The following is a 26,208-nucleotide window of genomic DNA, read 5'->3' on the forward strand; positions in this document are numbered from 1 at the left end:
CACCATCGACCCCCTTTTGCTCAGCGCCGGATCAGTGGCCCTGGCCGGGCAGCGGCTTGGGAAGCGGCTTGTGGGCGTGCTTCTTGGGCTTCGGCTTCGGCGGCGGGGGAAGCTGCTTCGACTTGGGCTTCGGGGGCAGCGGGGCAAGCTTCTTGAAGCTCATTCCAACTCCTAAGTGCTTTGTAGTTCCGTCGTTCGCGGGATTCCGCGTCCGGATCCCGACATCGAGAAACCTACACACTTCTCGTGCTGCCGAACGGCAAAAATGGCAAAGGAGCACTGTGAACTCCCTGTCAGCACCTATGAGTTACTTGGAGAGCTGTGGAGTTCCTTTGAGAGGCCGGGGTTTCTTTGAGAATCCTGAGGGTGTGCCCTCGGCGGTGGTTCAACGGCGGGCCATGGAGACGTCCAGCGCCTTGTGCAGCAGCCGGTTCAGCGGGAAGTCCCACTCGCCGAGGCCGAGAAGGCGCGCATCTACGAAGGCTGCCCGCACAGCGGGTGTCAGGGGATCGCGACCGGCTCGGGCGCTTCGGCCGGGGTGTCGGTGATGCCCAGACGCAGGTGCTCGACGTGATACGGGGCCTGGTCGAGCAGAGTGTCATCGGGCGTGGCGGCGCCGGAGGGGGAGGCCGTGCCTACGCCTCACGGTCGCGGTGTCGGTATTGCAGTCCCATGAAAACGCCGGAGGCTGCGTGTCCGCCCCGCCTCCCGGTCAGCCGGACTGGCGCACCGGCTCCGATGCGTCCCGTCGTGCGTACGCCGCCCAGTCAACGATCGGTACTGCCGCGCCGGCGGCCTCAGTGCCCCGGCAGGGGGCGTGATGCCTGCGGGCGATGCCGTCCAGGTCGAGGTGAGAGCCGAAGGCGGGGTGCGCCGCCAGCCGTCGTGCCTACGCCCACAGACGGGGATGGCCGGCGATCCGGTCAACCGCGGCGGCGTCCAGGTGGTGGCGGTCCACGGTGTCCAGCTGCACCAGCGTCACCCACAACTGCACAACCGGCTCGGCGTCGTCGGCGATCACGTGGGTCATCGCGGTCTGCCGGCGCCGGCGAAGGGGACCTGCGCGGAGGGGGTTCCCTGCTTGCCGAAGGGGTGCTGCCACAGGCCCTGCGCCTGAAGCCTCGGCAGGACGCCCTCGCCGAACCAGTACGCCTCCTCCAGGTGCGGATAGCCGGAGAGGATGAACTCCTCGATGCCCAGATCGGCGTACTCCTTGATCCGCTCGGCGACCTCGTCGTGGCTGCCGACCAGGGCGGTGCCCGCACCGCCGCGTACCAGGCCGATGCCGGCCCACAGGTTGGGGTGGATCTCCAGCCGGTCCCGGCTGCCGCCGCCGTGCAGGGCGAGCATGCGCTGCTGTCCCTCGGACTCGCTGCGGGCGAGCCCGGCCTGCACGGACGCCACGATGTCGGAGTCGAAGCCGTCGAGGAGCCGGTTCGCCTCCGCCCAGGCCTGCTCGGAGGTGTCCCGGGTGATGACGTGCAGCCGGATGCCGAAGCGGAGGGTGCGGCCCTCCGTCGCCGCCAGCGACCGGATCCAGGCGATCTTCTCGGCTACGGCGGCAGGCGGTTCACCCCAGGTGAGGTAGGTGTCGACGTACCGGGCGGCGACCTCCCCCGCCGCGGGCGAGGAGCCGCCGAAGTACACCTCGGGAACCGGGTCGGGCAGCCGGGCCAGCGTGGCGTCCTCCACGCGCAGGTGCTCACCGTCCAGGTCGACGCTCTTTCCCTCCCACAGTCCTCGTACGATCTGCAGGAATTCGCCGGTACGGCGGTAACGGTCGTCCTTGTCGAGGAAGTCGCCGTAGGCACGCTGCTCGTGGCCCTCGCCACCGGTGACGACGTTGAGGAGCAGCCGTCCGCCGGTCTGCCGCTGGAAAGTGGACGCCATCTGCGCGGCGAGCGTGGGCGAGACGAAGCCGGGCCGGAAAGCGACGAGGAACTTAAGGCGTTCGGTGTTCTGGCTGACCATGGCGGTGGTCAGCCAGGCGTCCTCGCACCAGGCGCCGGTAGGCGTGAGCGCGCCGACAAAGCCCAGGTCCTCGGCGGCGCGGGCGATCTGGCTGAGGTAGGCGACCGTGGGCGGCCGGTCCCGGCCGAAAGCGGTGGCGGGGGTGCCGTGGCCGCCGCCGACGACGTGGCGGCTGTCGCCGTTGGTGGGCAGGAACCAGTGGAAGGTGAGGGACACGTGGGGCTCCGATCAGGGTTGTTCGTCAGAGGAGGCCGTGTCGGGGCGGCCTGGTCCCGTTCAGGACGTGGCGGCCGATGTGCTGGACCTTCCAGCGGGCCGGGTCGTGCAGGGTGTGGGTGCGGGCGTCGCGCCAGTGGCGGTGCAGGCCCAGGGAGTCGAGCGCCGCTCGGGTTCCGGAGACTTCGAAGAGGGCACTGCCGACCTCCACGGCGGCCTTCGCCGCCGTCACCTTGGCGGCGGCGACCGCGATCGACGCCTCGGCGGCCGAGTCGTCGGTGAGGTCGGCGCGGGCGGCGTCCACGGACCTCGCCGCGGCGGCGAGCAGAGCGTCGGCGGCACGTACCCGGATCGCCAGCTCGCCGAAACGCTGGATCAGCAGCGGATCCTCTGCGGCGGTGTCGAACCCGCTCTCGAACCAGGGGCGGCTCTTCGTGTGGACGAACTCCACGGCCTCGGCGAGCGCTCCGGAGGCGATCCCGGCGTCGATGGCGGCATGCAGCAACTGGGCCACGGCGCCATGGAGTTGAGGGCCCTGGAAAGTGAGGTGGTGCGGCAGGACCCGGTCGGCGGGGACGGGCACCGACTCCAGGCGGACGGTTCCGCTGGCGGTCGTGCGCTGTCCCATGCCGTCCCAGTCGTCCACGACCGTGAGGCCGGGCGCGTCGCGCGGTACGTACGCCACGTGCAGGGTGTCGTCGCCGGCGCGGGCGAGGACCGGGATCCAGTGGGCGAACAGCGCGCCGGTGGAGTAGTGCTTGAGGCCGTCGAGGACGTACGTCCCGTCCGGGCGCCGCACGAGCCGGGTCCTGATGTCCTGGACGTGCTTGGTGCCCGCCTCGGACTGCGCGTTGCCGAACCTCCTGCCGCCCAGCACCTCGCCGAAGAAGAACTTCTGCTGTTCCCGCGTCCCTTGCCGGCGCAGCACGCTGACGTACACGAAGTGGCTCTGCGGGATCTGGGCGAGGCTGGCGTCGGCAGCGGCCAGCAGCCGGAAGATCTCGGCGAGAGTCTCCGCACGGACGTCCGCGCCGCCGAACTCCTCGGGCACCGTCACACCGAGCAGCCCAGAGGCGGACAGCCGCTCCACCTCCGCGTGCGGGAGCCTGCGCAGCGCGTCCCGCTCGGTGGCCTCTTCCCGGAATTCGGCGGCCAGTTCGGCGGCGACGGCGAGGGCCTCGTCGTCGCTGCCGATCATGGTCACTGCGCTCATCCGGTGACCGCCAGCAGGGTCGGGCGGCCCCCGAGGGCGAGCGAGAACTGGTCGGTGACCTGGGCCAGGGCCCCGGCAGCTCCGGGCGCAACGGTCAGGGTGCCGTCGTCGTCCACGGTGATGTCCTTGTCGAGGGTGAACCAGCCCGGCGTGATGTGGGCGGCGCCCATGGAGTTCAGTACGGGGCGCAGGGCGTAGTCGATGGCCAGGACGTGGGCGGTGGTGCCACCGGTGGCCAGCGGGAGGACGGTCTTGCCCGCGAGCGCGTACTGCGGGAGCAGGTCGAGCAGGGCCTTGAGCAGGCCGGAGTAGGCGGCCTTGTAGACGGGCGTGCCGATCACGATGCCGTCCGCGCGTTCGAACAGGGCGGTGGCCTCGACGATCGCCGTATGCCGGAAGTCGGCGTGCAGCAGGGCCTCGGGCGGGAGCGTGCGGACGTCGAACGGGATCACGTCGTGCCCCTGGGCCCTGAGCCGGTCGTCCAGGTGGCGCAGCAGCCGGGCGGTGCGGGAGGTGGCGGAGGGGCTTCCGGAGACGGACAGGATGGTGGCCATCGGAGGACCTTTCAGGAGTACCAGGTGGGCTGCGGCAGTTCGCCCGTGAGGACGTGGCGGCCGATCTCGCGGCGCTTGTAGGCCACCGGGTCGTGAAGCGTGTGGGTGCGGACGTTGCGCCAGAAGCGGTCGAGGCCCTCGGCGGAGGCGGTGGCGCGGGCGCCGGTCACCTCGAAGATCCGGTTGGTGACCTCCAGGGCCACGTCGGTGGCGCGGGCCTTCACCGCGGCCACCCGCACCTCGAACTCGCCGCGGGCCTGCTCGGTGACCGCGTCCGGGGCGTCGTGCAGCTTCTGGCCCTCGACGGCCACGGCGTCGGCCAGCGCTTCGACGGCCCACAGCTTGGCGGTGAGGTCGCCGTAGGTGTCGATGACGTACGGCTCGTCCACCGCGTGTTCCTGACCGCCGTGCAGCCAGGCGCGGGACTTGGTCCGGGTGTAGGTGACGGCGGTCTCCAGGGCGCCGGCGGCGATGCCGAGGTAGAAGTTGACGAAGACGAGCTGGATGGTGGGCACGTTCAGGGTGTTGTAGATGCGCGGCTGGAACTGCTTGTCCACGTAGCCCGCCGCGGCCGACCAGGGGACGCGTACGGCGTCAATGGTGACGCCGCCGCTCTCGGTCAGGCGCTGGCCGATGTTGTCCCAGTCGTCGTGGAAGACCAAGCCCTCGCTGTCGGACGGGACAATGGCGAAGACGTGGTCGTCGGTGCCCTCCAGGACGCCTTCGAGGACGGTGACGTCGGAGACCTTGCTGCCGGTGGAGAAGGACTTGCGTCCGGTGAAGGTGAGGGTGTCGCCCTCGTCCTTCACCGTCACGTCCTCGTCGCGCGGATTGACCGCGCCGCCGAAGAACCACTGATTGCGGGCGGCCTCGGCCTCCACGTGCTCCCACTGTTCGCGGGTGGCGACCAGACGGGCGGCCCAGTTCCACAGGTAGTGGTAGCCGAGCAGCTGGCCGATGGAGCCGTCGGCCTTGGCGACCTCGCGGACGACGCGGTAGGCGGTGGGCCACTCCTGGCCCGCGCCTCCGTGCTCGACGGGGCCGAGGAGGGTGACCAGGCCGGAGTCCTTCAGCAGCTGGACCTCGGCGTACGGGGTGGCCGCGGCCTTGTCGCGGGCGACGGCGTCGGTGGCGAGGACGGCGGCGACCTCTGCGGCGCGGGCGATCCAGTCCTGGGCGGTCCTCGGGGCGGGGGCGGTCTTCCAGTCGGCCGGTGCGGCGGTGCTCATGGTGAAGTCCTTTCGTCTTGGGTGCGGATGCGGGTGCGGGTGCGGTCAGGCGCGGGCGGCGGCGACGGGCTCCGACTCGGCCTCCTGTGCCTCCAGTTCGCGTATGAGAGGGAGCACGCGCTTGCCGAAGTACTCGACCTCCTCCAGGTAGTGCAGGAAGCCGAGAAGGAAGAGGTCGACGCCGAGCCGCTTGTAGGCGACGATCCGCTCGGCGATCTGCTCGGGCGTGCCGATCAGGCCCGTACGGAAGCCGTCGTTGTACTGGACCAGGTCCTCGAAGCTGGAGTCCTGCCACATGCCCTTGCCGTCGGCGGTGGACGGACCGGCCTGCTGGACGGCGTCGCGGAAGCCGTGGACGGCCTCGGTGTTGGCCTTGGCGACGATCTCGCGGAGCGTGTCGCGGGCCTCGGCCTCGGTGTCGCGGGCAATGAGGAAACCGTTGAGGCCGAACTTCGGTGCCGCACGGCCCACTCGGGCGGCCGAGGCGCGGACGTCGCTGATCTGCTCGGTGACGCCGTCGAAGTCCTTGCCGTTGCTGAAGTACCAGTCGGAGACGCGGCCCGCCATGGCGCGGGCGGCGGTGGAGTTGCCGCCCTGGAAGATCTCCGGATGCGGTCGTTCGGGTGTGTTGAGCGGCTTGGGCTTGAGGGAGAAGTCGCGCACCCGGTAGAAGTCACCGGCGAGTTCGGCGTGGTCCTCGGTCCAGATGGTGCGCAGGGCCGTGATGAACTCCTCCGCGCGCCGGTAGCGTTCGTCGTGCTCCAGCCACGGCTCGCCGAGGGCGGTGAACTCGCCCTTGAACCAGCCGCTGACGACGTTGACGGCGAAGCGGCCGTTCGACAGGTGGTCGGCGGTGGCGCCGAGTTTGGCGAGGACGCCGGGGTGCCACAGGCCGGGGTGGACGGCGGCGATGACCTTGAGCCGCTGGGTGGCGAGCAGCAGGGCGAGGCTGAAGCTGGTCGACTCGTGCTGGAACTCGGCGCCGTAGCTGGCCATGTAGCGGACCTGGCTGAGGGCGTAGTCGAAGCCGTTGTTCTCGGCGAGGACGGCGAGTTCGCGGTTGTAGTCGTAGCCCCAGTCGGTCCGCTGCTCGATGGTGCTGGTGACCAGGCCGCCGCTGACGTTCGGCACCCAGTAGGCGAAGCGGAGGGGGTCGGATCCGGGCGGTTCGGACATAGAGAACTCCTGGTGACAGGCGTGCAAGAGAGCGCATGCGAAATGCGCGTGCGGTGACAGGGAAACGTGTTCGGTGACCGGGATTCAGGCGTGCGGGCGGGCGCACTGTTCCCGGGAATGTCGAAATCACTACGGAAAACGGCCGGCGGCGGAATGCACGAGAGGTGATCGGCGCGAGTGCGAGGATTTCTCTCGGGGGCTCAGCCGGTGCGCTCAGGCCCGACAGCGACAGCAGGAGCTGGAGACACGCGCGAGGTCGACGTGGCGTCGACGCGTGAGGTCCTGTCGCTTCATGTCACCGATAGAACCAGTGGAGAGTCCTGCCGGTCAAGAATTCCTGGCCGTGATTCCACATCCTGAGAGTCGGTATTCACGAGGTTGTGACAGGGTTTCCCTTGAACCCGGCGGGGGACGGGCGCCAGTCTCCTGTCATGCGCATCGAACAGCTGGAATACATCGCCGCTGTCACCCGGTTCGGTTCGCTGAGGCGCGCCGCGGAGGAACTGCATCTGTCCCAGCCCGCGCTCAGCGAGACCGTCCGCAATCTGGAGCGCGAGCTGAGCGTGGATCTGCTGGAGCGCAAGCGGTCCGGGGCGAAGATCAGCGACGAGGGCCGGGAGCTGCTGCCGCACATCATGAGTGTGCTGGACGCGGTCGACCGGTTGCGCGGTGCGGCCGACGAGCAGCACCGCATCAGCCGCATGGTCCGGCTCGGCACGGTCAACACGGCCACTGTCCCGCTGGTCATTCCGACCGTGCGTGAGTTCCGGGCCGCGCACCCGGTCACGCAGGTCGAGCTGGTGGGCGCGCAGCAGAGCGAGATCCACCGTGGGCTGCTGGAGGGCGCGTTCGACCTGGGGCTGGTGAACTACCTCCGGGGCGACGACATGCCGCCCGGCTTCGAGACCACCGAGCTCCTGCGCGGCCGCCCCGTGGTGTGCGTGCGCCCTGACAGTCCGCTGGCGGCCCTGGACGCGGTGGACACGGACAGCCTCCTGGCCGAGCCGCTGGTCGGCATGCGGTCCGGCTATGTCATGCATCGCTTCCTGCACCGTCTGCTCCGTGGCCGGACACCGGTCTTCTCGTATTCCACCGACGGCGCGGAGATGGGCAAGCTGATGGTCGCCGAGGGACTGGGGGCCACGGTGCTGCCGGACTTCAGCGTCGTCGGCGACCCGCTGGAGCGCCGGGGCGCGATCACGGTGCGGCCGCTCGCGGGGGACGGAACCGAGGTGCTGCTGGTCCTGCAGCGCCGGCATTCCGGTTCCGTCCCACGGGCCGTCCGCGATCTGCATGAGCTGTTCGTGCGCAACGCCCGTGCGTACCGAGCCGCTTCGTGATGGAGGTCCTGTGCCTCAGCTGTTCGCCAGCTCTCCGAGCAGCTTCCAGGTACGGCGTTGGTCCGCCTCACCTTCCAGGTCGGTCGCGGTGAACACTGCCACCCTCTCCGTACTGGACGACCGGTGGGCGGGCGATGCCGAGCACCGTGCCCGGCCCGGAGGGGAGTTCGGTGCGAGCAGCACGCGGTCCGCGCAGTGCACCGGCCTGGCGTACGGATATGACGGGCACGCAATTCGTTCGCCGGGGTGGCAAGCACCTCCCGCAGCAGGTGACGGAGGAATGATCCCGTGCTCATCGTCATGGGCGGCCTGCCCGGCGCTGGGAAGACCGCGCTCGCCCGTCTCCTGGCGGCCCGGATCGGCGCGGTGCACCTGCGGGTCGACACGATCGAGCAGGCGATCGTCCGTTCCGGGGTTGCCCGGCACCCGGTCGGTCCCGTGGGGTACGCCGTCGGCTGTGCCCTGACCGGTGAACATCTACGGCAGGGGCTCACCGTGATCGCGGAATCCGTCAATCCGCTGAGCGTGACGCGCGACGCCTGGCGTGCCGGCGCCCTCGGTGCGGGTGTGCCGGTCGTCGAGGTGGAGGTGACGTGCTCCGATCCGGCGGAGCACCGGCGCCGCGTGACCTCGTGGCCGGTCGACATTCCGGATCTGCCCCTGCCGGACTGGCAGCAGGTCGTCGATCGGGAGTACGAGCCATGGGACCGCGAGCGCGTCGTCGTCGACACCGCGGGACAGAGCCCGCAGCCGTCACTGGCTGTGCTCCTGCGTGGCCTCGAACCGCGCTGACCGAGACGTGGCGGCTGCGCGGCGCGCGGCCTCGAAGAAGTCACCCCCGGCGGCGCCATTCCTCGGCGAGCAGTTCATACGAATGGACCCGGTCGGCGTGGTCGTGAGTGATCGTCGTGATGAGCAACTCGTCGGCGTCGGTGGCCTCCTGGAGTTGTTCCAGCTGGTCGGCCACCCGGGCCGGTGAGCCGACGAACTGGGTGTCGATGCGGTCCTGTACGAGGTCCCGGTCCGCGTCGCTCCACGCGTGGGCGCGCGCCTCCTCGGGTGTCGGGAACTCGATGGCGCCCTCGGCGGTGCGGATGCTGCGGACCCACAGGCCGTAGCCGGTGGCGAGTTCCCGGGCGGTCGCGTCGTCCTCGGCGACGACGACGTCGGCGGAGACACTGACGTACGGCTTGTCGAGGAACTCGGAGGGCTGGAAGAAGGAGCGGTAACCCTCCACCGCCTCCAGCACCGTGGCCGGGCTGACGTGGTAGTTGGCGGCGAAGCGCAGGCCCCTGGCACCCGCGACCTCGGCGCTCTGGCCGCCGCTGCTGCCCAGGATCCACACCTCCACGTCGGCGCCCTCGCCCGGCACGACGTGCACCTCGATGCCCTCCGGGGAGCGGTAGGTGCCGGCGAGCAGCGCGAGGATGTCGTCGATCTGCTCGGCGTAGTCCTGCGGCTCGGCACCCGGGAGCAGGAGCAGCTTGCGCTGCAGTGCCACGCGAGGTGAGCCGAGCAGGTGCTCGAAGGAGAAGCGGGGCGGGATCAGCAGGCCGTTCGGGGCGCGGCCGTCGTCGACCGGAGTGGCCGTCGGCATGGTCGTCTTCTCCCCCGGCGGGCGGCCGCCCGAGCGGCCCAGGCCCAGGTCGAGGCGGCCGGGGTGCAGGGCGTCGACCAGGCCGAACTCCTCGACCGTGGACAGCGCGGTGCGGTGTCCGAGCTGCACAGCACCTGAGCCGAGTCGGATCGTGGAGGTCGCGGCGGCGGTCAGGGCGAGGACGACCGCCGGGGACGTACCCGCCACGCCCGGGTTGAGGTGGTGCTCGGCGAACCAGTAGCGGGCGTAGCCGAGCCGCTCGGCCTGCTGGGCGAGGTCGATCGAGTTGCGCAGGGCGTCCGCGGCCGTCGACCCGGACGGGATCGGGACGAGGTCGAGGACGCCGAGGGCGATGTCAGACACGGGCGGACTCCTGAGTGAGGGGCGGCGCCGGAAACACGGGGCCCCACGCGAACGGCGGGTCCGGGATCTCGCGGCGCAGCACGGGTGCGACCTGGGACTGAAACAGCTCAAGGGATGCGCGGTGCTGGGCATCCGTCAACCCGCCTGCGTCGGCGTGCAGATGGAGCACGGTGTGGCCGAACTGCTCGTGGTAGCGGTGCACCTTGTCGATGACCTGTTGCGGGCTGCCGACCAGGGCGGAGCTGCGTTCGACGAAGTCCTCCAGGTCCTCGAAGACAACGGGCAGCCCCGCCTGCTTGTAGAAGGCCAGATCGGCTTCGAAGACCGGCCGGTAGGCGGCCAGCGCCTCCTGGGAGGTCGGCGCCACGTGGATGCCCGCCGTGCCGGCGCCGATCGCGATGTCAGCCGGGTCGTGGCCGTAGTACTCCCAGCGCTCGCGGTAATGGCGGATCAACTCGGCATAGGGCTCCATGGGGTTGGTGACGTTCGCGGAGAACAGCGGGTCGCCGTAGCGGGCGGCGAGGTCGACCGACTCCTTGCTGGTGGCGCTGCCGTGCCAGACCCGGATGGGTTGCTGGAAGGGCCGGGGCCACACCTCGGCGTCCGTCAGCGGCGGGCGGAAGCGGGTCTGCGCGGTGACCTTGTCCTGGCGCCAGATCTGCCGGAAGACCTCATAGCTCTCGGCGTTGCGGTCCCACTGGTCCTCGGGCGTGACGTGGAACAGCTCGCGCTGGGCGGCGCCGTTGCCCTTGCCGATGATCAAGTCCAGCCGGCCCTCGGAGAGGTGGTCGAGAGTGGCGTAGTCCTCGTAGGCGCGCACCGGGTCGAGCAGACTCAAGGTCGTCACGGCGGTGAAGAGACGGATGCGTTTCGTCAGCGCGGCCACATGGCTCAGTACCACGGTCGGCGAGGACGAGATGAACGGCCGCTCGTGCCGCTCCCCCACCCCGAAGCCGTCGAAGCCCAGCTCCTCGGCCAGCACGGCGTTGTCGAGGACCTCACGGTAACGCTCATGGGTCGGCTTCTGTACGCCGGTGACCGGGTCCGGGCGGTGCACGATCAGGGTGATGGCGATGAACTTCACGACGCCACCCGCTCGCCGCGGCTGCCGTCCGGGTGCGCCAGACCCAGGTGGTCCCGCAGAGTCGTGCCCTCGTACTCCGTGCGGAACACACCCCGCTCCTGAAGCAGCGGGACCACCTTGTCGACGAACTCGTCCAGGCCGCTCGGGGTGATGTGCGGGACGAGGATGAAGCCGTCGCTCGCGTCGGCCTGGACGTAGTCGTTGATGGTGCTGGCGATGGTGGCCGGGGAGCCGACGAAGTTCTGACGATTGCCGGTATTGATGACCAGGTCGTGGATGGACCACTTGTTGGCGGCGGCCAGTTCGCGCCACTCGCGGGCGGTGGCCAGCGGGTCTCGGTACATGCGGACCTGGGCGCGGCCCTTGGAGATGTGGTTGTCGCTGACGTCGGGGTCGATGTCAGGGAGGGGCCCTTCCGGATCGTACGCCGACAGGTCCCGGTTCCAGACGAACTCCAGGTGTTTGATAGCGGTGGCCCCGCTGACCTGCTGCCTGCGCACCTCGTGGGCCAGTTCCTCGGCGTCCGCGTCGGTGTCGGCGAGGGCGAAGGTCGCGGCGGGCAGGATGAGCAACTGGTCGGGGTGGCGGCCGTACTTGGCCAGGCGGGACTTCACGTCCCGGTAGAAGACCTGGCCCGCCTCGAGGGTGCCGTACCGGCTGAAGATGGCGTCCGCTTCCGCGGCGGCGAACTCGCGGCCCTCGTCGGAGTCGCCGGCCTGGAAGATGACCGGGCGGCCCTGCGGGGAGCGGGGTACGTTGAACTGCCCGTGGATGTCGAAGTGCTGTCCGGTGTGGACGAAGGCGCCGGCCTTGGCGTCCCGCAGGAAGGTGCCGGTGGCCTGGTCGGCGAGGATCTCGTCACCGTGCCAGGAGTCGAAGAGCTCGTTCGCCGTGGCCAGGAACTCCTTCGCCCGGGAGTAGCGCTCCTCCTGCGGCAGGAAGCCGCCGCGGCGGAAGTTCTCGCCGGTGAAGGCGTCCCAGGAGGTGACGACGTTCCACGCCGAGCGGCCGCCGGAGAGGTGGTCGAGGCTGGCGAACTGGCGGGCCACCTCGTAGGGCTCGTTGAAGGTGGAGTTGATGGTGCCGGTCAGGCCGAGGTGCTCGGTGACGGCGGCGAGCGCGGCCAGCACGGTGAAGGTGTCCGGGCGGCCGACGACGTCCAAGTCGTAGATCCGCCCGCCCTGTTCCCGGAGCCTGAGGCCCTCGGCGAGGAACAGGAAGTCGAACTTGGCGCGTTCGGCGGTCCGCGCGAAGTGCGCGAAGGAGCTGAACTCAATGTGGCTGCCGGCGCGTGGGTCGCTCCAGACGGTGGTGTTGTTGACGCCGGGGAAGTGGGCGGCCAGGTGGATCTGCTTCAGCGGCTTGCTCATGGTCGTGGACGTCCCTCGGCTCAGGCGGTGGCGGCAGCGGCGTAGCGGTTGGCAGGGCGGGCCAAGCCCAGCAGGCCGCGCAGGGTGTCGGCCTCGTAGGTGTGTCGGAAGGCGCCCCGGCGCTGGAGTTCGGGGATCAGAACCCGGGTGATCGCCGGGAGTTCGTGGCCGGCGACGGCGGGCCGCAGCCGGAAGCCGGTCAGCCCGGCGCTCTGCAACTCCTGTAGCAAATCCGCGAGTTGGACGGGCGTGCCGGTGAAGATCAGGGCGTCGCTCGCATACGGCTGGCCCGCGAGCGCGTCGAGCCGTTCCCGGCGTGCCCGCGCGGCGGCCGGGTCGGCGTCGAGGAAGACCACCAGGTCGCCGAAGATGTGCAGCGGGTCGGCGGCCCGACCGGCGGCGCTCTGCTCGGCACGAATCTGACCGACGATCGCGCGGGCCTCGTCGGCGTCGTGCGGCGTGACGTAGCCGATGTCGGCGGCGCGGGCGACGAGCCGGTACGGGACGGTGTCGTGGGCGAGCGCGCTGACGATCGGCTGGCCCTGCGGCGGGCGGGGTGTGATGGAAGGGCCCTTGACGCTGAAGTGCCTGCCCTCGAAGTCGATGTAGTGCAGCTTGTCACGGTCGATGAAGCGGCCGGTGGCGGCGTCCCGGATCTCGGCGTCGTCCTCCCAGCTGTCCCAGAGGCGGCGCGCCACCTCCACGTGATCGGCGGCCTCGTCGAAGAGGTCGGTGACCAACTCCCGTGTGTCCGGATGGTCGTAGGCCTGGATACGCGGGATCGTACGGCGGCCGAAGTGGGAAGCCTCGTTGGGGCGGGCGGTGATCTGCACGCGCAGACCGGCGCGGCCGGTGCTGACGTAGTCGAGGGTGGCGATCGCCTTGGAGATGTGGAACGGCTCCGTGTGGGTGGCGACCACCGTCGGCACCAGTCCTATGTGCCGGGTCAGCGGTGCCACGCGGGAAGCGATGAGGACGGCGTCCAGACGACCGCGCACCTGGTCGGTGCGCTCGTCCGGGTCCAGGAAGTGGGACGACTGGAGGCCGAGGCCGTCCTCGATGGTCACGAAGTCGAGGAGCCCGCGCTCGGCCTCCGCGACCAGGTCGGCCCAGTACGCGGCGGTGAACAGATCCCGGGGCCGGGCCACCGGCTCGCGCCAGGAGGCGGGATGCCAGCCGGTGCCGTCCAGGGCGACGGCAAGGTGCAGGGAAGAAGCAGGTGTTGAGGACACGAGTGGAGTGCCTTCCTCGAGGTCCGTGACGAGAACGCCTGCCCTCGCACAGGCTGGGCACGGCGGTTGAGGGAAGGGTCAGGAGCAACAGAGCGCGCCGGCCACGCGCTGGAGGTCGATGTGCGGCCGGGAGTGGAGGTGCACGGCGTGGAATGTGTGCGTCACGTCCGCGACCTCCCTCCACCGCTCCGAAGTGCCCATATCGTCGTGAGTCACAACAGCCTGGGTCCACGGTGTGTTCCCGGCGTGCGCACCTGAAGGATCGCCGATCGGCGGCACAGGGTGAAGCCGATCGACTCGTACAGCCGAATCGCCCTCGTGTTGGTAGCGGCGGCGGGCAGGAAAGGGATGTCACCACGGTCGCGGATACCCGCCGCGACGGCACGTACGAGTCAGGTCGCCAGGCCGCGGCCATGGTGCGCTGGGTCGGTGCAGACAGCGCTGATCTCCGTCCAGACCGGGCACGCGTAGCCTCCGGGGGGACCCCCATCTCGCTTCGCTCGGCGAAGTGGACGTGCGGGCCGGCCAGCGCGGCCCAGACAGCGTTGTCCAGAACGCGCGTGCTCGGGAGGACCAGGGCTTCGCCACCACGAGCGTCGATCGGATGTGACATGGGGGGAATCCTCAACGGTCGAAGACGGTGCGGGGCGGTCGCGCCTCGCACAGGGGCGGTTGAGGGCGCGGAGGCCATGCGTCTCCACGCCCTGGACCGGCTACTTGTTGGTCTTGGGCAGGCCGAGGGGGTTGATCTCCGACTTGGTCACCGCCTCGTCGGACAGGCCCCAGCGCTTCAGCACCTTCGCGTACGTCCCGTTCTCGATGACGTGGTTGAGGGCGTCGGCGAGCGGCTTGACGAGGCCGCTGTCCTTCTTGGTCGTGGCCGCGATGAGGCCCTGGAGGGTGGCGCCGGCGCCGGAGTAGGTGCCGACGACCTCGGTCCTCCCGGTGGTGGCCGCGTGGTAGGCGGCGGTCGGGTTGGGGCCGAGGTAGAGGTCGATGCGGCCGGACTGGAGGGCGAGATAGGTGTCGCTGTCGTTCTGGTAGTACTTGATGTTCACCGGCTTCCGGCCGGCCTTCTCGTTCTCCTTGCTCCACTCGATGAGCAGCTTCTCCTGGTTGGTGCCGCTGCCCACCGCGACCGTCCTGCCCGCCACGTCCTCGGGCCCGGTGACCTTCAGTCCGCTGCCCCTCTTCGCCTCGAAGCCCAGGTTGTCCTCGCGGTAGGTGGCGAAGTCGTACTTCTCCTTGCGTTCCTCGGTGACCGTGATGTTGCTGAAGCCGACGTCGTACTTGGCGCTGTCCAGGCCGACGAAGATGTTCTCCCAGGAGACCGTGTTGATGTGCAGCTTGAGGCCGAGCACGTCGGCGACCAGAGAGGCAATGTCGGGCTCGACGCCGATGACGGTCTTGTTGTCGGTGGCGAAGAAGGTCAGGGGCGCAGCGGAGCCTGACGAGTCGACGATCTCCAGGGTGCCTCTCTTACGGATCTTCTCCGGGACCTCGGCGGCTATGGAGTCGACCTTGTCGGTAGCGATGCGGTTCTGGTCGGGACTGATGTTGATCTTCGTCTTGCTGTCCGACGTGGCCGCGACCTCGGTCGTGCCGCCGTCGTCGGGGTTGCTGCACGCGGCAAGGACGAGGGCGGTGGCGAGTCCGAGCGCGGCTGCGGCGGTGCGGCGGGTGATCGAGGCTGACATGGTCGTGCTCCTTGCTTGCGGAAAGGGGTGAGGGTTGGTCAGAGGACCTTGGAGAGGAAGGCGCGGGTTCGCTCGTGTTGCGGGTCGTCCAGGACGGCCGCGGGCGGGCCCTGCTCCACGACGACACCGCCGTCCATGAACACCACCCTGTCGGCGACCTCGCGGGCGAAGCCGATCTCGTGGGTCACAACGATCATGGTGGTTCCGGTGCGGGCCAGGTCCTTGATGACGTCGAGGACTTCGCCGACCAGTTCCGGGTCGAGCGCCGAGGTGGGCTCGTCGAAGAGCAGCACCTTGGGTTCGAGGGCGAGCGCGCGGGCGATGGCCACGCGCTGCTGCTGGCCGCCGGAGAGCTGCCGGGGGTATGCGTCGGCCTTGTCGGCCAGGCCGACCCTGTCGAGGAGCCGGCGGGCTGTCTCCTCCGCTGCCCTGCGCGGGCGGCGCAGTGCGGAGACGGGCGCCTCGATCAGGTTCTCCAGCACGGTCAGATGTGGAAAGAGGTTGAAGTTCTGGAAGACGAACCCGATGTGGGTGCGCTGCTTCAGAACGTCCTTCTCCTTCAGTTCGTGCAGCTTGCTCCCGGATCGGCGGTAGCCGATGAGTTCACCGTCGATGCTGATCCAGCCGCGGTCGACCTTCTCCAGGTGGTTGATGGTGCGCAGCAGCGTGGACTTTCCGGAGCCGGACGGGCCGAGGATCACCGTGACCTCGCCGGCGCGAACCTGAAGGTCAACGCCGCGCAGCACCTCCAGGGGGCCGAAGCTCTTGTGGACGCCGTGGACGTCCACCATCACGTCGTCGACCGTCGGCGTCGCGTCCTGGACGGCCACCGTCACGTCGGTCATCGGCTGTCTCCCAAGGGCTTCAGGGGTACGACGGGCTGATTGCGCTGGGCGGCGGCCGCGCGCAGGGTGCGGACGAAGCGCCGGGCGCGCTGGAGCGGGGTGGGCGGCGGGGTGCGGTTGGCGCCCCGGGCATAGCGGCGCTCCACGTAGTACTGCGCGATCGACAGCAGGGAGGTGAGGAGGACGTACCAGGCGGTGGCGACCAGGAGCAGCGGGATCACCCGGCCGTTGCGGCCGTAGATCACCTGCACCTGGTAGAACAGTTCACCGATGGACATCACGTAGACCACCGAGGTGCCCTTGAGCAGGCCGATGATCTCGTTGCCGGCCGTGGGCAGGATGGCGCGCATGGCCTGCGGCAGCACGATCCGGCGGATCTGCCGCAGCCGGGGAATGCCCAGCGCGGCGGCCGCCTCCAGCTGCCCGTGGTCGACGGCGATGACACCACCGCGCACGATCTCGGCGGCGTACGCGGCCTGGTGCAGCGTCAGCCCGATGATGGCGGCGCCCATGGTGCCGATGACGCTGTTGCTGTCGACGGACCAGAAGACCGGGCCGAAGGGGATGCCGAAGCCCAACTCCTCGTACAGCGCGCTCAGGTTGAACCAAAACACCAGCTGGACGATCATCGGGATGGACCGGAGGATCCAGATGTAGGTCCAGGCGACGGTCTGCAGTACCGGACTGCGCGACAGCCGCATGAAGGCCAGGACGGTGCCCAGGAGGAAGCCCAGCACGGTGGCGTACGCGGTGAGCTGAAGGGTCACGTACACCGCCTGCACGATCGTCTCGGACAGCACGTAGTCGCTGAAGACGCCCCACTCCCACACGGGGTTGGTGGCCAGACCGTGCACGAACTGGGCGACCAGCACGATCACGGCGACGGCCGCCACCCAGCGGGCGTGGTGGCGGGCGGGTACGACCTTGAGGAAGGCCGGATCGTCCGGGGCGGGCGGGGCTTGTGGGCCGGTGCCCGGGGTGACCGCGCCGGGCGGCGCGGTGTCGGTGGTGGAGGGCATCGTGATGTTCCTGCTCAACTCTCAGGTGTGCTCGGGCGGGTTGATTCGCGACGTGTCGATCGCGGAGGCGGTAGTGCCCCACTTGGCGAGGGTCCGGGCGTACGTGCCGTTCTTGATCAGCTCGTTGACGGCGGCCTGGAAGGCCTTGGTGAGTGGGGAGCCCTTCTTGAAGGCGAAGCCGACGTCGAGGCGGTGGAACTCGCCGAGGAAGGTGGTCTGAGAGGCGGGCTGGGCCGCCTGGTAGCGCAGGCCGTTGATGGTTGACATGATCACGTCGATACGGCCCTGCTGGAGTGCGGTGAGGGTCGCCGCGTTCTCCGAGTAGACCTTCACGTCGTACGGCTTCTTGCTCGCCTTGGCGCACACCCCCTTCTGCGCGGTGAGGGTCGACTCGAAGGTGGTGCCGGCGCCGGTGCCGATGGTCAGCCCGCACAGCTGGGTGAGGTCGGCGGCCTTCTTGCCGAGGACGGTGTTGCCCTTCTTCACCGCGAAGCCCTGGCCGTCGTTGATGTAGGTGACGAAGTCGATGGTCTTCAAGCGTTCGGTGGTGACACCGAAGTTGCCGGTCCCGAAGTCGTACTTGCCGCTACCCAGGGCGGGCAGGATCGTCTCGAAGGAGGCGTCCTGCCGCTCCAGCTTTACGCCGAGGACCTTGGCCACCGCGTCGGCGATGTCGATGTCCTGGCCGGCGGGGGGCTTGTCCGGCCCGTTCGGGTAGTACGCACCGGGTGGAAACCCGATCGAACTGCCGACGCGGAGCGTGCCCGCCTTGCGGACGTCGGCGGGCAGCAGGGCCGCGACGGAGTCCACCTTGCGTACCGCGGCCACCGGGTCGTCGGTCGGCGCGGGGGATGCCTGAGCGTCCGCCGATGTGGCGCCGGAGGTGTCGCCGGAGCCACAGGCGGTCAGCGCCAGTACGGGCAGGTGCGCGATGGTCGCGGCGATGCGCAGGCGGGTTCTGATCGAGCGAAGGTTCACAGGTCGGCTCCCGTGCGTGCTGTGCGTGCTTCGGCCGGCAGATGCTTCTCGAAGGGCAGCGGGCCGATGGTTTCCGGGTCGGCCTCGGTGTCGAACAGCGGTGTGTAGCCGGTGGCCAGGTACAGGCCGCGGGCCTCGGGCTGGCGTGGCCCGGTGGTCAGGTAGATCCGCCGGTAGCCGCGTGCGCCCGCCTCGCGTTCCAGCTCGGCGATGACGTGCCGGGCAAGGCCGCGCCTCCGGTGGGCGGAGTGGGTCCAGATCCGCTTCAGCTCGGCTGTGGCCTCGTCGTACCGGCGGAAGGCGCCGCCCGCGACGGGCTCGCCGCGCTCCAGCAACAGGAGAAGCAGGCCGCCGTGAGGTTCGGTGAACTGCTCGTCGGGGTAGCGGGAGATTTCGGCGTGGGCGTCCTTTCCGTAGCGCGTGGAGTATTCGTGCCCGAGTTCGCGCAGCAGGGGTTTCACTCGCGGGTCGGAGACAGGGACATGAAGCACCGTCACATCCACTGTTGACGATGATGGTTGGGCTACTGAGGTCATTCGCCCACCGCCGCAAGGGTTTGCGTCCCGCGTGCCGTCCGCTCGGCGTCGCGCTTGGCGACCTCCTCGCGGACGATCGGGATCACGTACCGGCCGAAGTCGATGGCGTCGCCCAGTAGGTCGTAGCCGCGGGCGGAGAGGATGTCGACGCCGAGGTCGTAGTAGTCGAGGAGCGCCTGGGCCACGGTGTCGGGCGTGCCGACCAGGGCGTTGGAGTTGCCCGCGCCGCCGGTCGCGGCGGCGGTCGGGGTCCACAGGGCCCGGTCATAGCGCTCCCCCGCCTCGGCTATGGCGAGCAGCCGCTGCGAGCCGACGTTTTGAGGTGTTGCAGCCGGCTGCTGCGCGTGCCCGTTGTGGCGCTTGGTGATCGCCTCGCCCCTCTCCTTTCGCGCCTTGATCGCGCCGACCGTGCGGTGGGCCTTCTCCCAGGCCAGCTCCTCGGTCGGGGCGATGATCGGGCGGAACGCCACCTGGATGCGCGGTACGTCGGTGCGGCCCGCGGCCTTCGCGGCGGCCTTCACGTTCTCGATCTGCTCGGCGGTCTTCGCCAGGGGTTCGCCCCACAGGCAGTAGATGTCGGCCTCCGCGCCGCCCGCGGCGTACGCGGCAGGGGACGAGCCGCCGAACGACACGTTCGGGCGGGGCTGCTGGACCGGGAAGACGTCGCTGACGAAGTCGTGGAAGCGGTAGTGCTCGCCCTCGTGGACGAAGGGCTCGTGGGTGGTCCAGATCTTCTTGATGATCCGGATGTACTCGCGGGTGCGGGCGTAGCGCTGGTCCTTGGTGAGGGTGTCGCCCTCGCGGCCCTGCTCGTGGTCGTTGCCGCCGGTGATGAAGTGCACGGTCAGCCGGCCCTCGCTGATCTGGTCGAGGGTGGCGAATGTCTTGGCGGCGAAGGTGGGGTAGGACACGTTGGGCCGGTGGGCGAGCAGGATCTGCAGGCGTTCCAGCCGGCTCGCGATGTACGCGGCGGCCGGTGCGGGGTCGGGCGCCCCGGAGCCGTAGGCGAACAGCACCCGGTCCCAGCCGTGGTCCTCGTGCGCCCGGGCGAGCCGGAGCGTGTACTCCTTGTCGAACGCGGCGCCGGAGCGCGGTGTGGTCTCTGAGCCGTCGTTGGTGGCGGCGATGCCGAGGAACTCCACGGGCATGGGAGATGGCCTTTCAGGGTGCGGCGACACGCAGGCATGACGGGATTGCCTTGGGTGCAGGCATGAGCGCACAGGCCGTCGGGCAGACGGGCCGGTGCAGTCGTGACGACGTCAAGCGTCGGGAGAAGCAGAGGTACGGCAGCGCGCGTGAGGAGAGAACTCGGCCCGCGACGGGGTCACCGAGGGAGGGAAGGGCCGGTCAGACGGCCCGCTGCCGAGTCAGGCGCAACACGCGGCGGACCACACTCGACCGAAGTCGATGTGATCGCGCGAGACCAAGCGCTGCTGGGCATTCATGCGACTAATTGAGCAGTACATCCTGGCGCCCGTCAAGCAGCGCCCGGATGCCGGACCGCCGGGACTGGCCCTGCCCAGGGCGCTGTTGACACAACGATGCCCAGGGCGCATACGATCGACAGCGGATCGGCCGCCGTGCGCGGCAGCCTCTCCGGCCGCGTTGAGGGACGCGGCGAATGTGACGACGCCGAGCCCCGGCAGCACCGTACGCACGTAGCGCCTGTGCCGTTGCGTCCCTGCGAGTGCCACCGGGTGGTCACCCACGCCTGCGATTCCCTCCCCCGGAGAGCCTCTCGATGGTCACGCCTTCCGAAGTCACGCCAGCCCCTGCGACGAAACCCCCGAAACGGGCGAACACGCCTGGCCCCAACATGCCGCGGATCGTGCCGCGCCGGCACACCGGCCGGTGGCTGACGGCTGTCGTCACGCTGCTGCTGTTCGCGATGGTGCTCAACTCCGTCGTCCGCAACGACGCCTTCCAATGGGCCGTGGTCGGCCGGTACTTCACCACCGCCGCCGTGCTCGACGGACTGCTGCTCTCCCTGTGGCTGACCGCACTGGTGATGGTGCTCGGCTTCCTGCTCGGCACCGTGCTCGCGGTGATGCGACTGTCGGCCAACCCTGTGCTGCGAACCCTGAGTTGGGGCTATGTGTGGATCTTCCGGTCGACACCACTGCTGGTGCAGCTGCTGTTCTGGTTCAACATCGGCGCCCTGTACCCGACGCTCGGCCTCGGCGTCCCGTTCGGCCCGCAGTTCCTCACCGTCAAGACGGTCAACCTCCTCGGCCCCACCCTGACCGCCGTCATCGGCCTGACCCTGCACGAGACCGCCTACGCCGCCGAAGTGGTCCGCGGCGGCATCCTCTCCGTGGACTCCGGGCAGACCGAGGCCGCCCAGGCACTGGGGCTGAGCCGGCGCCGTACCCTGCGCCGGATCGTCGTCCCCCAGGCGATGCGCTCCATCGTGCCGACCGCCGGGAACATGCTGATCGGCACCCTCAAGGGCACCAGCATCGTGAGCGTGCTGGCTGTGCACGACCTGCTGTACTCGGTGCAGCTGATCTACAACCAGACCTACCAGGTCATCCCGCTGCTGATGGTCGCCACCCTGTGGTACATCGCGGTCACCACGGTGCTGAGCGCGGGCCAGTTCTACGTCGAGCGGTACTACGCGCGCGGGGACTCCCGTGCCCTGCCGCCGACCCCGCCGCAACGGCTGCGCGGCCAACTGACCGCCGTTCACCACCGACTGAGTGCGGCCACGGCCGCCGATGCCCGCCCGGCGATCGGCGGTGACCGGTGAGCACCGCCTTCTCCCCGGCCGTCCTGGTCGTCGTCGGCGCGGGGCCGCGCGCCACGGGCCTGCTGGAGCGCATCGCCGCCGACCCGACCGAACTGTGGGACAAGTCAGGCAGTTGCGCATCCATCCGGTCGACCCGCATCCGCCGGGTCCGGGACGTGTCTGGCGGCACGAGCAGTCCGCGCTGCTGCGGATGAACCTCATGGCCGAGGACGTCACCATGTTCACCGACGAGTCGTCCACCAGCGAAGGCCCGGTGCGGCCCGGCCCCTCGCCGGCCGAATGGGCCGCCCAGTTCTCCGGCCGGAGCCCGTGTCAGGCTCCGTACACCGAGCCCGCTGACCCGGAGGTGCTCGCCGAACTGCGCACCCGCGCCGGGAGGGACGTTCCCACCGCCGTGCCCAGAGCTCCTCCCTGGACTGGGTGTTCCGCAGGGCGCTGGCCCAGCTGCCGCCCACGGTCACAGTCGAATGGCACCCCACCACCACGACCGCCATCACCGGCCCCCCTGACGGAACTGCAACGATGGGACTTTTCGAGGATCCTGTCAGCTGCAAGGAAAGAAGCACTCGCCCGGTGGCGGGGACGCCACCGTAGGAATGGCGGGACTATTGATGCGCGTTCCTCAACACCCGGCGGCGGGCGTCATGTGTAAGGGCCTACTCAGTTCGGGGGTCGTGGCCGTGCGCATCGAGGTGACGTAGGAACCAGTCCACGGCAGCCCGAGAAGCGACCGAGAATTGGGCGTCGTACGGCGCGAAGTGCCCTCCCGGCACGGTCACCAGGCTCTTCGGCTCCAGCGCGCGCTCATAAGCCTCGAGCTGCAGGTCGGTGTTGGTGATCACATCCTGCAGGGCGACGATCATGAGTAGTGGCGTCGGTGAGACCCGGGCGATCCACATCGACGGTTCGTACATCCGTGCCGTTCGAGAAGAACGCAGGGTGAGCTCATTCGTCCAGGCGTGTTGCGCGGCGGGCTGGGTGTAGAAGGCGACTGCCTGGGGGTCGTCGTACGCCGCGGACATCCCGGGGGCCGTGGCCACCACGGCGATCCGCGCGGGCAGCTTCCCGCGGAAGCGGTCACGGTCGTCCTCGCAGACGGAACTCTCCAACTGTGCGACTGCCGAGGCCGGCACGCGCCGTCTGCTCTGCTCAAAACCACTGGTCGTCGGCACCTGCGCGACAACACAGCGCAGACGGCTGTCGGTCGCCCCGAGAATGACCGCGTGCCCTCCCGCATAGCTGGTTCCCCAGATTCCGATCCGCTCCGGATCCACCTCGAGCCGTGTTTCAAGGAACGAGACAGCACGTCGCCAGTCGGCGATCTGAGCCCACGGGTCCACGTCATGCCGCGGTGCGCCGCCACTCCCGCCGAAACCGCGATGGTCATGGACGAGCACAACGAACCCCGCATCGGCCAATGCGCGGGCGAACCGGTCCAGCCCGTGCTCTCGGGTCGCGGCGAACCCGTGAGCCATGGTGACCGCCGGATTTGGCCCCGGCCGCGCGGGAAGGTACAGCCAGGCAGCCAGCGTATTGCCATCCTCCCCAGGGAATTCGACCTCATGCCGCCGGGTCACGGCTGCGCCCCAGTGGCTGAAGGCAGTTCGATCAGCCGGGACTGGTCGTTCCGATCGTGTCCGGTGGACACAGCCCTCGAAGCCTCCACGACACGGCTATCACTCATCCCCGTCGTGACCGGCACATCCTCGGGGCGAGCGGGTGGTCCGGTCACCACTGCGGCGCCGCGTTCGCCAGCTGCAGCTCTCCCCGGCCGAAGGAGAAGTTCTCGTTCGGTACAGGGACAAGGGCCACGAAGATGTCGTCGGGCGACACGCCCAGCGCGTCCACAACGAGCCGGTTGATCGCTGACACAACCTTCTGCTTGTCCGAGAGCGGACGGTGCGCCCCGAACAGCACAGAGATGATCATGGCGTCCCCTGTCCGCTCCACCTCCATGAAGGACGGGTCCAGATACAGCTCCCCTTCACCGTGTTCGGTGATCACTATGAAGCGGTCCCCGGCGGGGATCCCCAGGCCCTGGACAAGGGACTGGTTCAGAGCGTCCGCCAAGGCGCGCTTCTTCTCGACAGAGAAGCGTCCGGCCGGGACGTGAGCCTCAAAGACGGGCATGAGTAAACCTCCGATCGGCTGTGGCAGGCCGGCGGCCACCACTAATAGGAGCATATGCTCGTAACTGTTTGATCTGCAAGCCGCTGTTGCAGGAGGCGAAGACTGCCTGCCCGTGCTACCGACGATCCGCCGCTCCCTCAACCTCAGCGGTCGCCGTGAGCTTGACTCTGTCGTGGATCTGAATTCTGCGGCGGAGTGGCCAGCTCACCCGTCATGCTCGGGACGGTTCCGAAGCCCTAGGCATGCAGCGCGGTGGTTCGCGTCCGTCCCCGTCCCGGTGAACAGACCCCCCCTGACCGCGCAGGTCGCGCGGGCGAGCAAGCGGTAGAGCGTGACTGCGCCAGTGGAACCTTGGCCGGGTCAAAGGCGCGACGTCGCCCTGGCGGCCGCCTGGATGACGAATGGCAGCACGGTCTCGGCGAGCGCGGAGACAACCGCGGGCGGGATGCGGGCCCCCGCTCCGACCTTCAGGTCGACCGTTTGACTGACGGGCCACCGTCAACTGTGAGCGGACCGCGCGTTGGACTTCTGGGTTCCCACCGAGTGCCCGCAACGGTGCGATGTCCGGGTCGGGAAGACGGGCGCCGGCGAGAGGCACAGGTGTGAGGAGGATCAGCCCCCGCACGGCGTCACCGCGCGGTGCGGCCACACGTTCGGCCACCTGGGCTCCCATGTTCTGGCCGAGGATGACACAGGGTTTGCCGAGCGAGTCGACGACCGCGCCGGCGTCCTCGGCCGTGCGCCGCAGGGTGAACGGGTCGGATGCGTTCACACGACCGCCGACTCCGGCAGGCTCGAGCTGCACCACATCCATGCCGGCCCCGGCGATCAGATCGGCGAACACGGTCCAGACAGTGGCGCCGTCCAGGAATCCGGGAAGCACGACGAACGCCGTAGAGCCCTGGCCCGTGCGACGAGCCATCACAGGTGCTCTTCCGCGGAGGTGATGCCGGCTGAGGGTTCGGTCATGGCGGTTCTCCTTGAACGACCGTGATGACTCCCGACGGTGACGCTGTATCGCTGACGACGGGAGACGAGTCGTCCGGTTGGTGAGGAGCAAATCGCTCGCTCACGCGAGCGTCGCCCGCGGGTACCGGCGCGGCTCCAGGCCCGCCATCACGTCCCGGCCGCGCGCCGTGTCTGCGTAGAGCCGACCGAGGACGACCTTGCCGTCCCGGACCCTGAACAGGAACAGGTGCTCATTGCACATACGGATGCCGCGGATCGACAGGGCGTCCGTGCGGACCGGAACGATGATCGTGTCGCCGGCATCGATGATCTCGTGGGCCTCGTAGCGGAAGTACCGCCACTCTTTGCCGACCTCCTTCCAGAATGCCGTGAACTCGACCGCGCCGATGTAGACCCCGCCGTAGGGCAGCGAGTCCGACATCTCGAACTGGAAATCGTCCGCCAGCAGCGCGACCAACGGACCGCGGTCGTTCGTCTCGTAACCGGTGAAGGCAGTCTTGAGCGCCGCGAGGATCTTGTCGTTCTGCATCTCGTCTCCGGCAATCGGGTCATCGAGGGAAAAGGAGCATATGCTCGCTTGAGCAGAAGGGAGCATATACGCGTATCCCTTTCGCCACTAGCCCCCGCAGTCGTTGAAGTCGATGCGCACGGGCGGCGCCGCGACAGCGCCGCACGCGTGCGCCAAGACGTCACTCAGCCCAGGGGTCGAAGCCCGTCTCCAGCACCGCCCGCAGCGCCGCTCGCAGTTCAGCGGCCTCGGACGCGCCGAACGTGCTCTCGAACTGATCTTGAGCGGCCTTCCACAGGGGCACCGCCGCCTCCAGACGCTTCAGACCTGCCTCCGTGATCTCGACTGCGCGAGCGCGCCGGTCGGTGTCCGAAGACCGGACGACGAGCAAGCCATCACGCTCCAGCGGCTTGAGATTCGTCGCGAGGGTCGTGCGATCCATCGCGATCCGCTGGGAGAGTGCCGTGATCGTTGTGCGGCCTCCCAGTGCCAGTCGGTGCAGGATGTTGAACTGCGTCGTCCGTAGCCCAACCGGGGTCAGCGCCTTGTCGTAGGCGGCAGTCAGATACCGGGTCGCCCGTCGGCTGGCTGTGCAGTTGCACCGACCGTCCATCTCGGCGAGGGTCGCGGCGAACGGCGCCTTCGGTCGAGCCTGCCCGTCGCCCGCCCTCACTGTGGTGGCGGCAGTCGCGGACGTTTTGTCGGTCATAGTGGTCCCTTCCGGATGCCGCCTTCCAGGATAGGCGCATGTGCGCGCAACCACGTAGTCCGACCGCCAGGTGATCGACTCCGCTGGAGCCTGCGTGGAACGGAGGATGTCAGGCCGTCCACTCATCGCAGGTGCATCACCGCCTTGAGGTTCCACCCCGAGCTCCCGCACCCTGCTGCGGATCGCGTCCACCGTCGCCAGCTTGATGTCCTCATAGCCACGATCATGTCCGGCAGCGACGCAAGTTCGACGCAGTGCGCGTACGAATCTTCACTCAAGGTGTCCAGCAGCCCCTCGAGTATGGTCCGGTATTCACGGATGCGCTCGCTCGGTACTCCTTACCCCGGCGAGGCCGAAGGGGCCGAACGGCGTCCCACGCAGCACCTTCAGCGCGCGCAGAGCCACGAACGCCCGGCGGAACCACGGACCGAGAAAGAGTACGACGTCATCGTCACTCACGGCCTCGACGTGTCGCAGAGGTGTGCAGTGGTCGAGACGATCAACTCTGCAGCGAGGATGGGCGTCGCCATCCCGTACCGGACTCGCCAGCGCCGCGATCGCTCTCCGGGACGTCCAGGACAGCCTCAACGCCGGTAAGCACCCGGTTCGAGGCTGTCCTCCAACCGACGACGGGGTGGCACTACGGCCCCCACAGCCGGCCGAGACGGTACGGGCGCACTCGGAATGCCGGTACTACGTGAGCGCCTGCGCCCGTCGGCTGCA

At 69.2% G+C, this 26,208-nt stretch carries 28 protein-coding genes and 2 pseudogenes; 5 read left to right on the forward strand and 25 right to left on the reverse strand.

The window, feature by feature from the left end; genetic code table 11:
• Nucleotides 1-31 precede the first annotated feature (31 nt).
• The 8 genes and pseudogenes from AB0B29_RS29885 to AB0B29_RS29920 form a co-directional block, all read right to left on the reverse strand.
• A complete protein-coding gene (locus AB0B29_RS29885; protein ID WP_362244567.1) occupies nt 32-163 on the reverse strand; it encodes a hypothetical protein in 132 nt (43 codons plus the stop codon).
• A 549-nt stretch (nt 164-712) separates the two neighbouring features.
• Nucleotides 713-994, reverse strand: a pseudogene (locus AB0B29_RS29890) (glutathione S-transferase family protein); the annotation flags it as partial.
• A gap of 32 nt (nt 995-1,026) precedes the next feature.
• On the reverse strand, nt 1,027-2,187 hold the full coding sequence (locus AB0B29_RS29895) for an LLM class flavin-dependent oxidoreductase (protein WP_362244568.1): 1,161 nt from the start codon (nt 2,185-2,187) through the stop codon (nt 1,027-1,029).
• Nucleotides 2,188-2,212: 25 nt separating this feature from the next.
• Nucleotides 2,213-3,400, reverse strand: coding sequence for an SfnB family sulfur acquisition oxidoreductase (locus tag AB0B29_RS29900; RefSeq protein WP_362244569.1), 1,188 nt, complete (start codon nt 3,398-3,400; stop codon nt 2,213-2,215).
• Nucleotides 3,397-3,954, reverse strand: a complete 558-nt coding sequence (gene ssuE / locus AB0B29_RS29905) for an NADPH-dependent FMN reductase (protein ID WP_362244570.1) — start codon at nt 3,952-3,954, stop codon at nt 3,397-3,399. The genes AB0B29_RS29900 and ssuE overlap by 4 nt, the downstream gene beginning before the upstream one ends.
• Nucleotides 3,955-3,965: 11 nt before the next feature.
• A complete protein-coding gene (locus tag AB0B29_RS29910) occupies nt 3,966-5,183 on the reverse strand; it encodes an acyl-CoA dehydrogenase family protein (RefSeq protein ID WP_362244571.1) in 1,218 nt (405 codons plus the stop codon).
• A gap of 45 nt (nt 5,184-5,228) precedes the next feature.
• On the reverse strand, nt 5,229-6,359 hold the full coding sequence (gene sfnG / locus AB0B29_RS29915) for a dimethylsulfone monooxygenase SfnG (RefSeq protein WP_362244572.1): 1,131 nt from the start codon (nt 6,357-6,359) through the stop codon (nt 5,229-5,231).
• Between the two features lie 213 nt (nt 6,360-6,572).
• The gene (locus tag AB0B29_RS29920) at nt 6,573-6,653 is read right to left on the reverse strand and encodes a putative leader peptide (protein WP_358839838.1); all 81 of its coding nucleotides are present in this window, start codon (nt 6,651-6,653) and stop codon (nt 6,573-6,575) included.
• Between the two features lie 137 nt (nt 6,654-6,790).
• Here AB0B29_RS29920 and AB0B29_RS29925 point away from each other — a divergent pair, with 137 nt between their 5' ends.
• Complete coding sequence (locus tag AB0B29_RS29925) at nt 6,791-7,699, forward strand: LysR family transcriptional regulator (RefSeq protein WP_362244573.1); 909 nt, start codon at nt 6,791-6,793, stop codon at nt 7,697-7,699.
• A 288-nt stretch (nt 7,700-7,987) separates the two neighbouring features.
• A complete protein-coding gene (locus tag AB0B29_RS29930) occupies nt 7,988-8,491 on the forward strand; it encodes an AAA family ATPase (protein WP_362244574.1) in 504 nt (167 codons plus the stop codon).
• A gap of 40 nt (nt 8,492-8,531) precedes the next feature.
• Here the strand turns inward: AB0B29_RS29930 and AB0B29_RS29935 are convergent, their stop codons facing one another.
• The 12 genes and pseudogenes from AB0B29_RS29935 to AB0B29_RS29990 all read right to left on the reverse strand — a co-directional run bounded on the left by AB0B29_RS29935 (nt 8,532) and on the right by AB0B29_RS29990 (nt 19,568).
• A complete protein-coding gene (locus AB0B29_RS29935; RefSeq protein ID WP_362244575.1) occupies nt 8,532-9,659 on the reverse strand; it encodes an LLM class flavin-dependent oxidoreductase in 1,128 nt (375 codons plus the stop codon).
• Nucleotides 9,652-10,743, reverse strand: coding sequence for an LLM class flavin-dependent oxidoreductase (locus tag AB0B29_RS29940; RefSeq protein ID WP_362244576.1), 1,092 nt, complete (start codon nt 10,741-10,743; stop codon nt 9,652-9,654). Before AB0B29_RS29940 ends, AB0B29_RS29935 begins: the two co-directional genes overlap by 8 nt.
• Entirely contained in the window at nt 10,740-12,113 is a 1,374-nt protein-coding gene (locus AB0B29_RS29945; protein WP_362244577.1) for an NtaA/DmoA family FMN-dependent monooxygenase, read from the reverse strand. Before AB0B29_RS29945 ends, AB0B29_RS29940 begins: the two co-directional genes overlap by 4 nt.
• Before the next feature lie 20 nt (nt 12,114-12,133).
• Nucleotides 12,134-13,345, reverse strand: coding sequence for an LLM class flavin-dependent oxidoreductase (locus tag AB0B29_RS29950; RefSeq protein ID WP_362244578.1), 1,212 nt, complete (start codon nt 13,343-13,345; stop codon nt 12,134-12,136).
• 78 nt (nt 13,346-13,423) lie between these two features.
• Nucleotides 13,424-13,546, reverse strand: coding sequence for a putative leader peptide (locus AB0B29_RS29955; RefSeq protein WP_362244616.1), 123 nt, complete (start codon nt 13,544-13,546; stop codon nt 13,424-13,426).
• An 11-nt stretch (nt 13,547-13,557) separates the two neighbouring features.
• Nucleotides 13,558-13,806, reverse strand: a pseudogene (locus AB0B29_RS29960) (GNAT family N-acetyltransferase); the annotation flags it as partial.
• Nucleotides 13,807-14,058: 252 nt separating this feature from the next.
• Nucleotides 14,059-15,042 (reverse strand): ABC transporter substrate-binding protein, encoded by a 984-nt coding sequence (locus AB0B29_RS29965; protein WP_362244579.1) that lies wholly within the window; start codon nt 15,040-15,042, stop codon nt 14,059-14,061.
• A 38-nt stretch (nt 15,043-15,080) separates the two neighbouring features.
• Nucleotides 15,081-15,887 carry an amino acid ABC transporter ATP-binding protein gene (locus AB0B29_RS29970; RefSeq protein WP_362244580.1) on the reverse strand — a complete coding sequence of 269 codons (807 nt, stop codon included), beginning with the start codon at nt 15,885-15,887 and terminating at the stop codon, nt 15,081-15,083.
• Nucleotides 15,884-16,906 carry an amino acid ABC transporter permease gene (locus AB0B29_RS29975; protein WP_362244581.1) on the reverse strand — a complete coding sequence of 341 codons (1,023 nt, stop codon included), beginning with the start codon at nt 16,904-16,906 and terminating at the stop codon, nt 15,884-15,886. Before AB0B29_RS29975 ends, AB0B29_RS29970 begins: the two co-directional genes overlap by 4 nt.
• Before the next feature lie 21 nt (nt 16,907-16,927).
• Nucleotides 16,928-17,884 carry an ABC transporter substrate-binding protein gene (locus tag AB0B29_RS29980; RefSeq protein ID WP_362244582.1) on the reverse strand — a complete coding sequence of 319 codons (957 nt, stop codon included), beginning with the start codon at nt 17,882-17,884 and terminating at the stop codon, nt 16,928-16,930.
• Nucleotides 17,881-18,420: a GNAT family N-acetyltransferase gene (locus AB0B29_RS29985; RefSeq protein WP_362244583.1), complete on the reverse strand. Its 540-nt coding sequence runs from the start codon at nt 18,418-18,420 to the stop codon at nt 17,881-17,883. The genes AB0B29_RS29980 and AB0B29_RS29985 overlap by 4 nt, the downstream gene beginning before the upstream one ends.
• Nucleotides 18,417-19,568, reverse strand: a complete 1,152-nt coding sequence (locus AB0B29_RS29990) for an LLM class flavin-dependent oxidoreductase (RefSeq protein ID WP_362244584.1) — start codon at nt 19,566-19,568, stop codon at nt 18,417-18,419. Before AB0B29_RS29990 ends, AB0B29_RS29985 begins: the two co-directional genes overlap by 4 nt.
• Before the next feature lie 593 nt (nt 19,569-20,161).
• Between AB0B29_RS29990 and AB0B29_RS29995 the strand changes: the two genes are divergently transcribed.
• The 3 genes from AB0B29_RS29995 to AB0B29_RS30005 are packed head-to-tail and all read left to right on the forward strand — an operon-like array spanning nt 20,162 to nt 21,821.
• Nucleotides 20,162-21,169: an amino acid ABC transporter permease gene (locus AB0B29_RS29995; RefSeq protein ID WP_362244585.1), complete on the forward strand. Its 1,008-nt coding sequence runs from the start codon at nt 20,162-20,164 to the stop codon at nt 21,167-21,169.
• Entirely contained in the window at nt 21,166-21,363 is a 198-nt protein-coding gene (locus AB0B29_RS30000; RefSeq protein WP_362244619.1) for a hypothetical protein, read from the forward strand. The genes AB0B29_RS29995 and AB0B29_RS30000 overlap by 4 nt, the downstream gene beginning before the upstream one ends.
• Nucleotides 21,282-21,821 (forward strand): FAD/NAD(P)-binding protein, encoded by a 540-nt coding sequence (locus AB0B29_RS30005; RefSeq protein WP_362244586.1) that lies wholly within the window; start codon nt 21,282-21,284, stop codon nt 21,819-21,821. The genes AB0B29_RS30000 and AB0B29_RS30005 overlap by 82 nt, the downstream gene beginning before the upstream one ends.
• Before the next feature lie 4 nt (nt 21,822-21,825).
• Here the strand turns inward: AB0B29_RS30005 and AB0B29_RS30010 are convergent, their stop codons facing one another.
• From AB0B29_RS30010 to AB0B29_RS37815, 5 genes are all read right to left on the reverse strand, one after another.
• Nucleotides 21,826-22,746 (reverse strand): alpha/beta hydrolase, encoded by a 921-nt coding sequence (locus tag AB0B29_RS30010; protein ID WP_362244587.1) that lies wholly within the window; start codon nt 22,744-22,746, stop codon nt 21,826-21,828.
• Nucleotides 22,747-22,897: 151 nt separating this feature from the next.
• Complete coding sequence (locus AB0B29_RS30015) at nt 22,898-23,299, reverse strand: tautomerase family protein (protein WP_362244588.1); 402 nt, start codon at nt 23,297-23,299, stop codon at nt 22,898-22,900.
• Nucleotides 23,300-24,368: 1,069 nt separating this feature from the next.
• Nucleotides 24,369-24,797 carry a nuclear transport factor 2 family protein gene (locus tag AB0B29_RS30020; RefSeq protein WP_362244589.1) on the reverse strand — a complete coding sequence of 143 codons (429 nt, stop codon included), beginning with the start codon at nt 24,795-24,797 and terminating at the stop codon, nt 24,369-24,371.
• A 160-nt stretch (nt 24,798-24,957) separates the two neighbouring features.
• Nucleotides 24,958-25,485 (reverse strand): MarR family winged helix-turn-helix transcriptional regulator, encoded by a 528-nt coding sequence (locus AB0B29_RS30025; protein ID WP_362244590.1) that lies wholly within the window; start codon nt 25,483-25,485, stop codon nt 24,958-24,960.
• A gap of 312 nt (nt 25,486-25,797) precedes the next feature.
• On the reverse strand, nt 25,798-26,073 hold the full coding sequence (locus tag AB0B29_RS37815) for a DUF6537 domain-containing protein (protein WP_436845907.1): 276 nt from the start codon (nt 26,071-26,073) through the stop codon (nt 25,798-25,800).
• Between the last annotated feature and the right edge of the window lie 135 nt (nt 26,074-26,208).

Source organism: Streptomyces tibetensis (genome assembly GCF_040647715.1).
GTDB classification, from domain to species: Bacteria; Actinomycetota; Actinomycetes; order Streptomycetales; family Streptomycetaceae; genus Streptomyces; species Streptomyces tibetensis_A.

Coding starts and splice junctions, on each gene's coding strand:
- AB0B29_RS29955 (WP_362244616.1), bottom strand. CDS start 13,546: ATGGGCACTTCGGAGCGGTGGAGGGAGGTCGCGGACGTGACGCACACA.
- AB0B29_RS29910 (WP_362244571.1), bottom strand. CDS start 5,183: ATGAGCACCGCCGCACCGGCCGACTGGAAGACCGCCCCCGCCCCGAGG.
- AB0B29_RS29965 (WP_362244579.1), bottom strand. CDS start 15,042: ATGTCAGCCTCGATCACCCGCCGCACCGCCGCAGCCGCGCTCGGACTC.
- AB0B29_RS29995 (WP_362244585.1), top strand. CDS start 20,162: ATGGTCACGCCTTCCGAAGTCACGCCAGCCCCTGCGACGAAACCCCCG.
- AB0B29_RS29925 (WP_362244573.1), top strand. CDS start 6,791: ATGCGCATCGAACAGCTGGAATACATCGCCGCTGTCACCCGGTTCGGT.
- AB0B29_RS29990 (WP_362244584.1), bottom strand. CDS start 19,568: ATGCCCGTGGAGTTCCTCGGCATCGCCGCCACCAACGACGGCTCAGAG.
- AB0B29_RS29975 (WP_362244581.1), bottom strand. CDS start 16,906: ATGCCCTCCACCACCGACACCGCGCCGCCCGGCGCGGTCACCCCGGGC.
- sfnG (WP_362244572.1), bottom strand. CDS start 6,359: ATGTCCGAACCGCCCGGATCCGACCCCCTCCGCTTCGCCTACTGGGTG.
- AB0B29_RS30015 (WP_362244588.1), bottom strand. CDS start 23,299: ATGCCCGTCTTTGAGGCTCACGTCCCGGCCGGACGCTTCTCTGTCGAG.
- AB0B29_RS29970 (WP_362244580.1), bottom strand. CDS start 15,887: ATGACCGACGTGACGGTGGCCGTCCAGGACGCGACGCCGACGGTCGAC.
- AB0B29_RS30020 (WP_362244589.1), bottom strand. CDS start 24,797: ATGCAGAACGACAAGATCCTCGCGGCGCTCAAGACTGCCTTCACCGGT.
- AB0B29_RS29985 (WP_362244583.1), bottom strand. CDS start 18,420: ATGACCTCAGTAGCCCAACCATCATCGTCAACAGTGGATGTGACGGTG.
- ssuE (WP_362244570.1), bottom strand. CDS start 3,954: ATGGCCACCATCCTGTCCGTCTCCGGAAGCCCCTCCGCCACCTCCCGC.
- AB0B29_RS29945 (WP_362244577.1), bottom strand. CDS start 12,113: ATGAGCAAGCCGCTGAAGCAGATCCACCTGGCCGCCCACTTCCCCGGC.
- AB0B29_RS29900 (WP_362244569.1), bottom strand. CDS start 3,400: ATGAGCGCAGTGACCATGATCGGCAGCGACGACGAGGCCCTCGCCGTC.
- AB0B29_RS29885 (WP_362244567.1), bottom strand. CDS start 163: ATGAGCTTCAAGAAGCTTGCCCCGCTGCCCCCGAAGCCCAAGTCGAAG.
- AB0B29_RS30025 (WP_362244590.1), bottom strand. CDS start 25,485: ATGACCGACAAAACGTCCGCGACTGCCGCCACCACAGTGAGGGCGGGC.
- AB0B29_RS29920 (WP_358839838.1), bottom strand. CDS start 6,653: ATGAAGCGACAGGACCTCACGCGTCGACGCCACGTCGACCTCGCGCGT.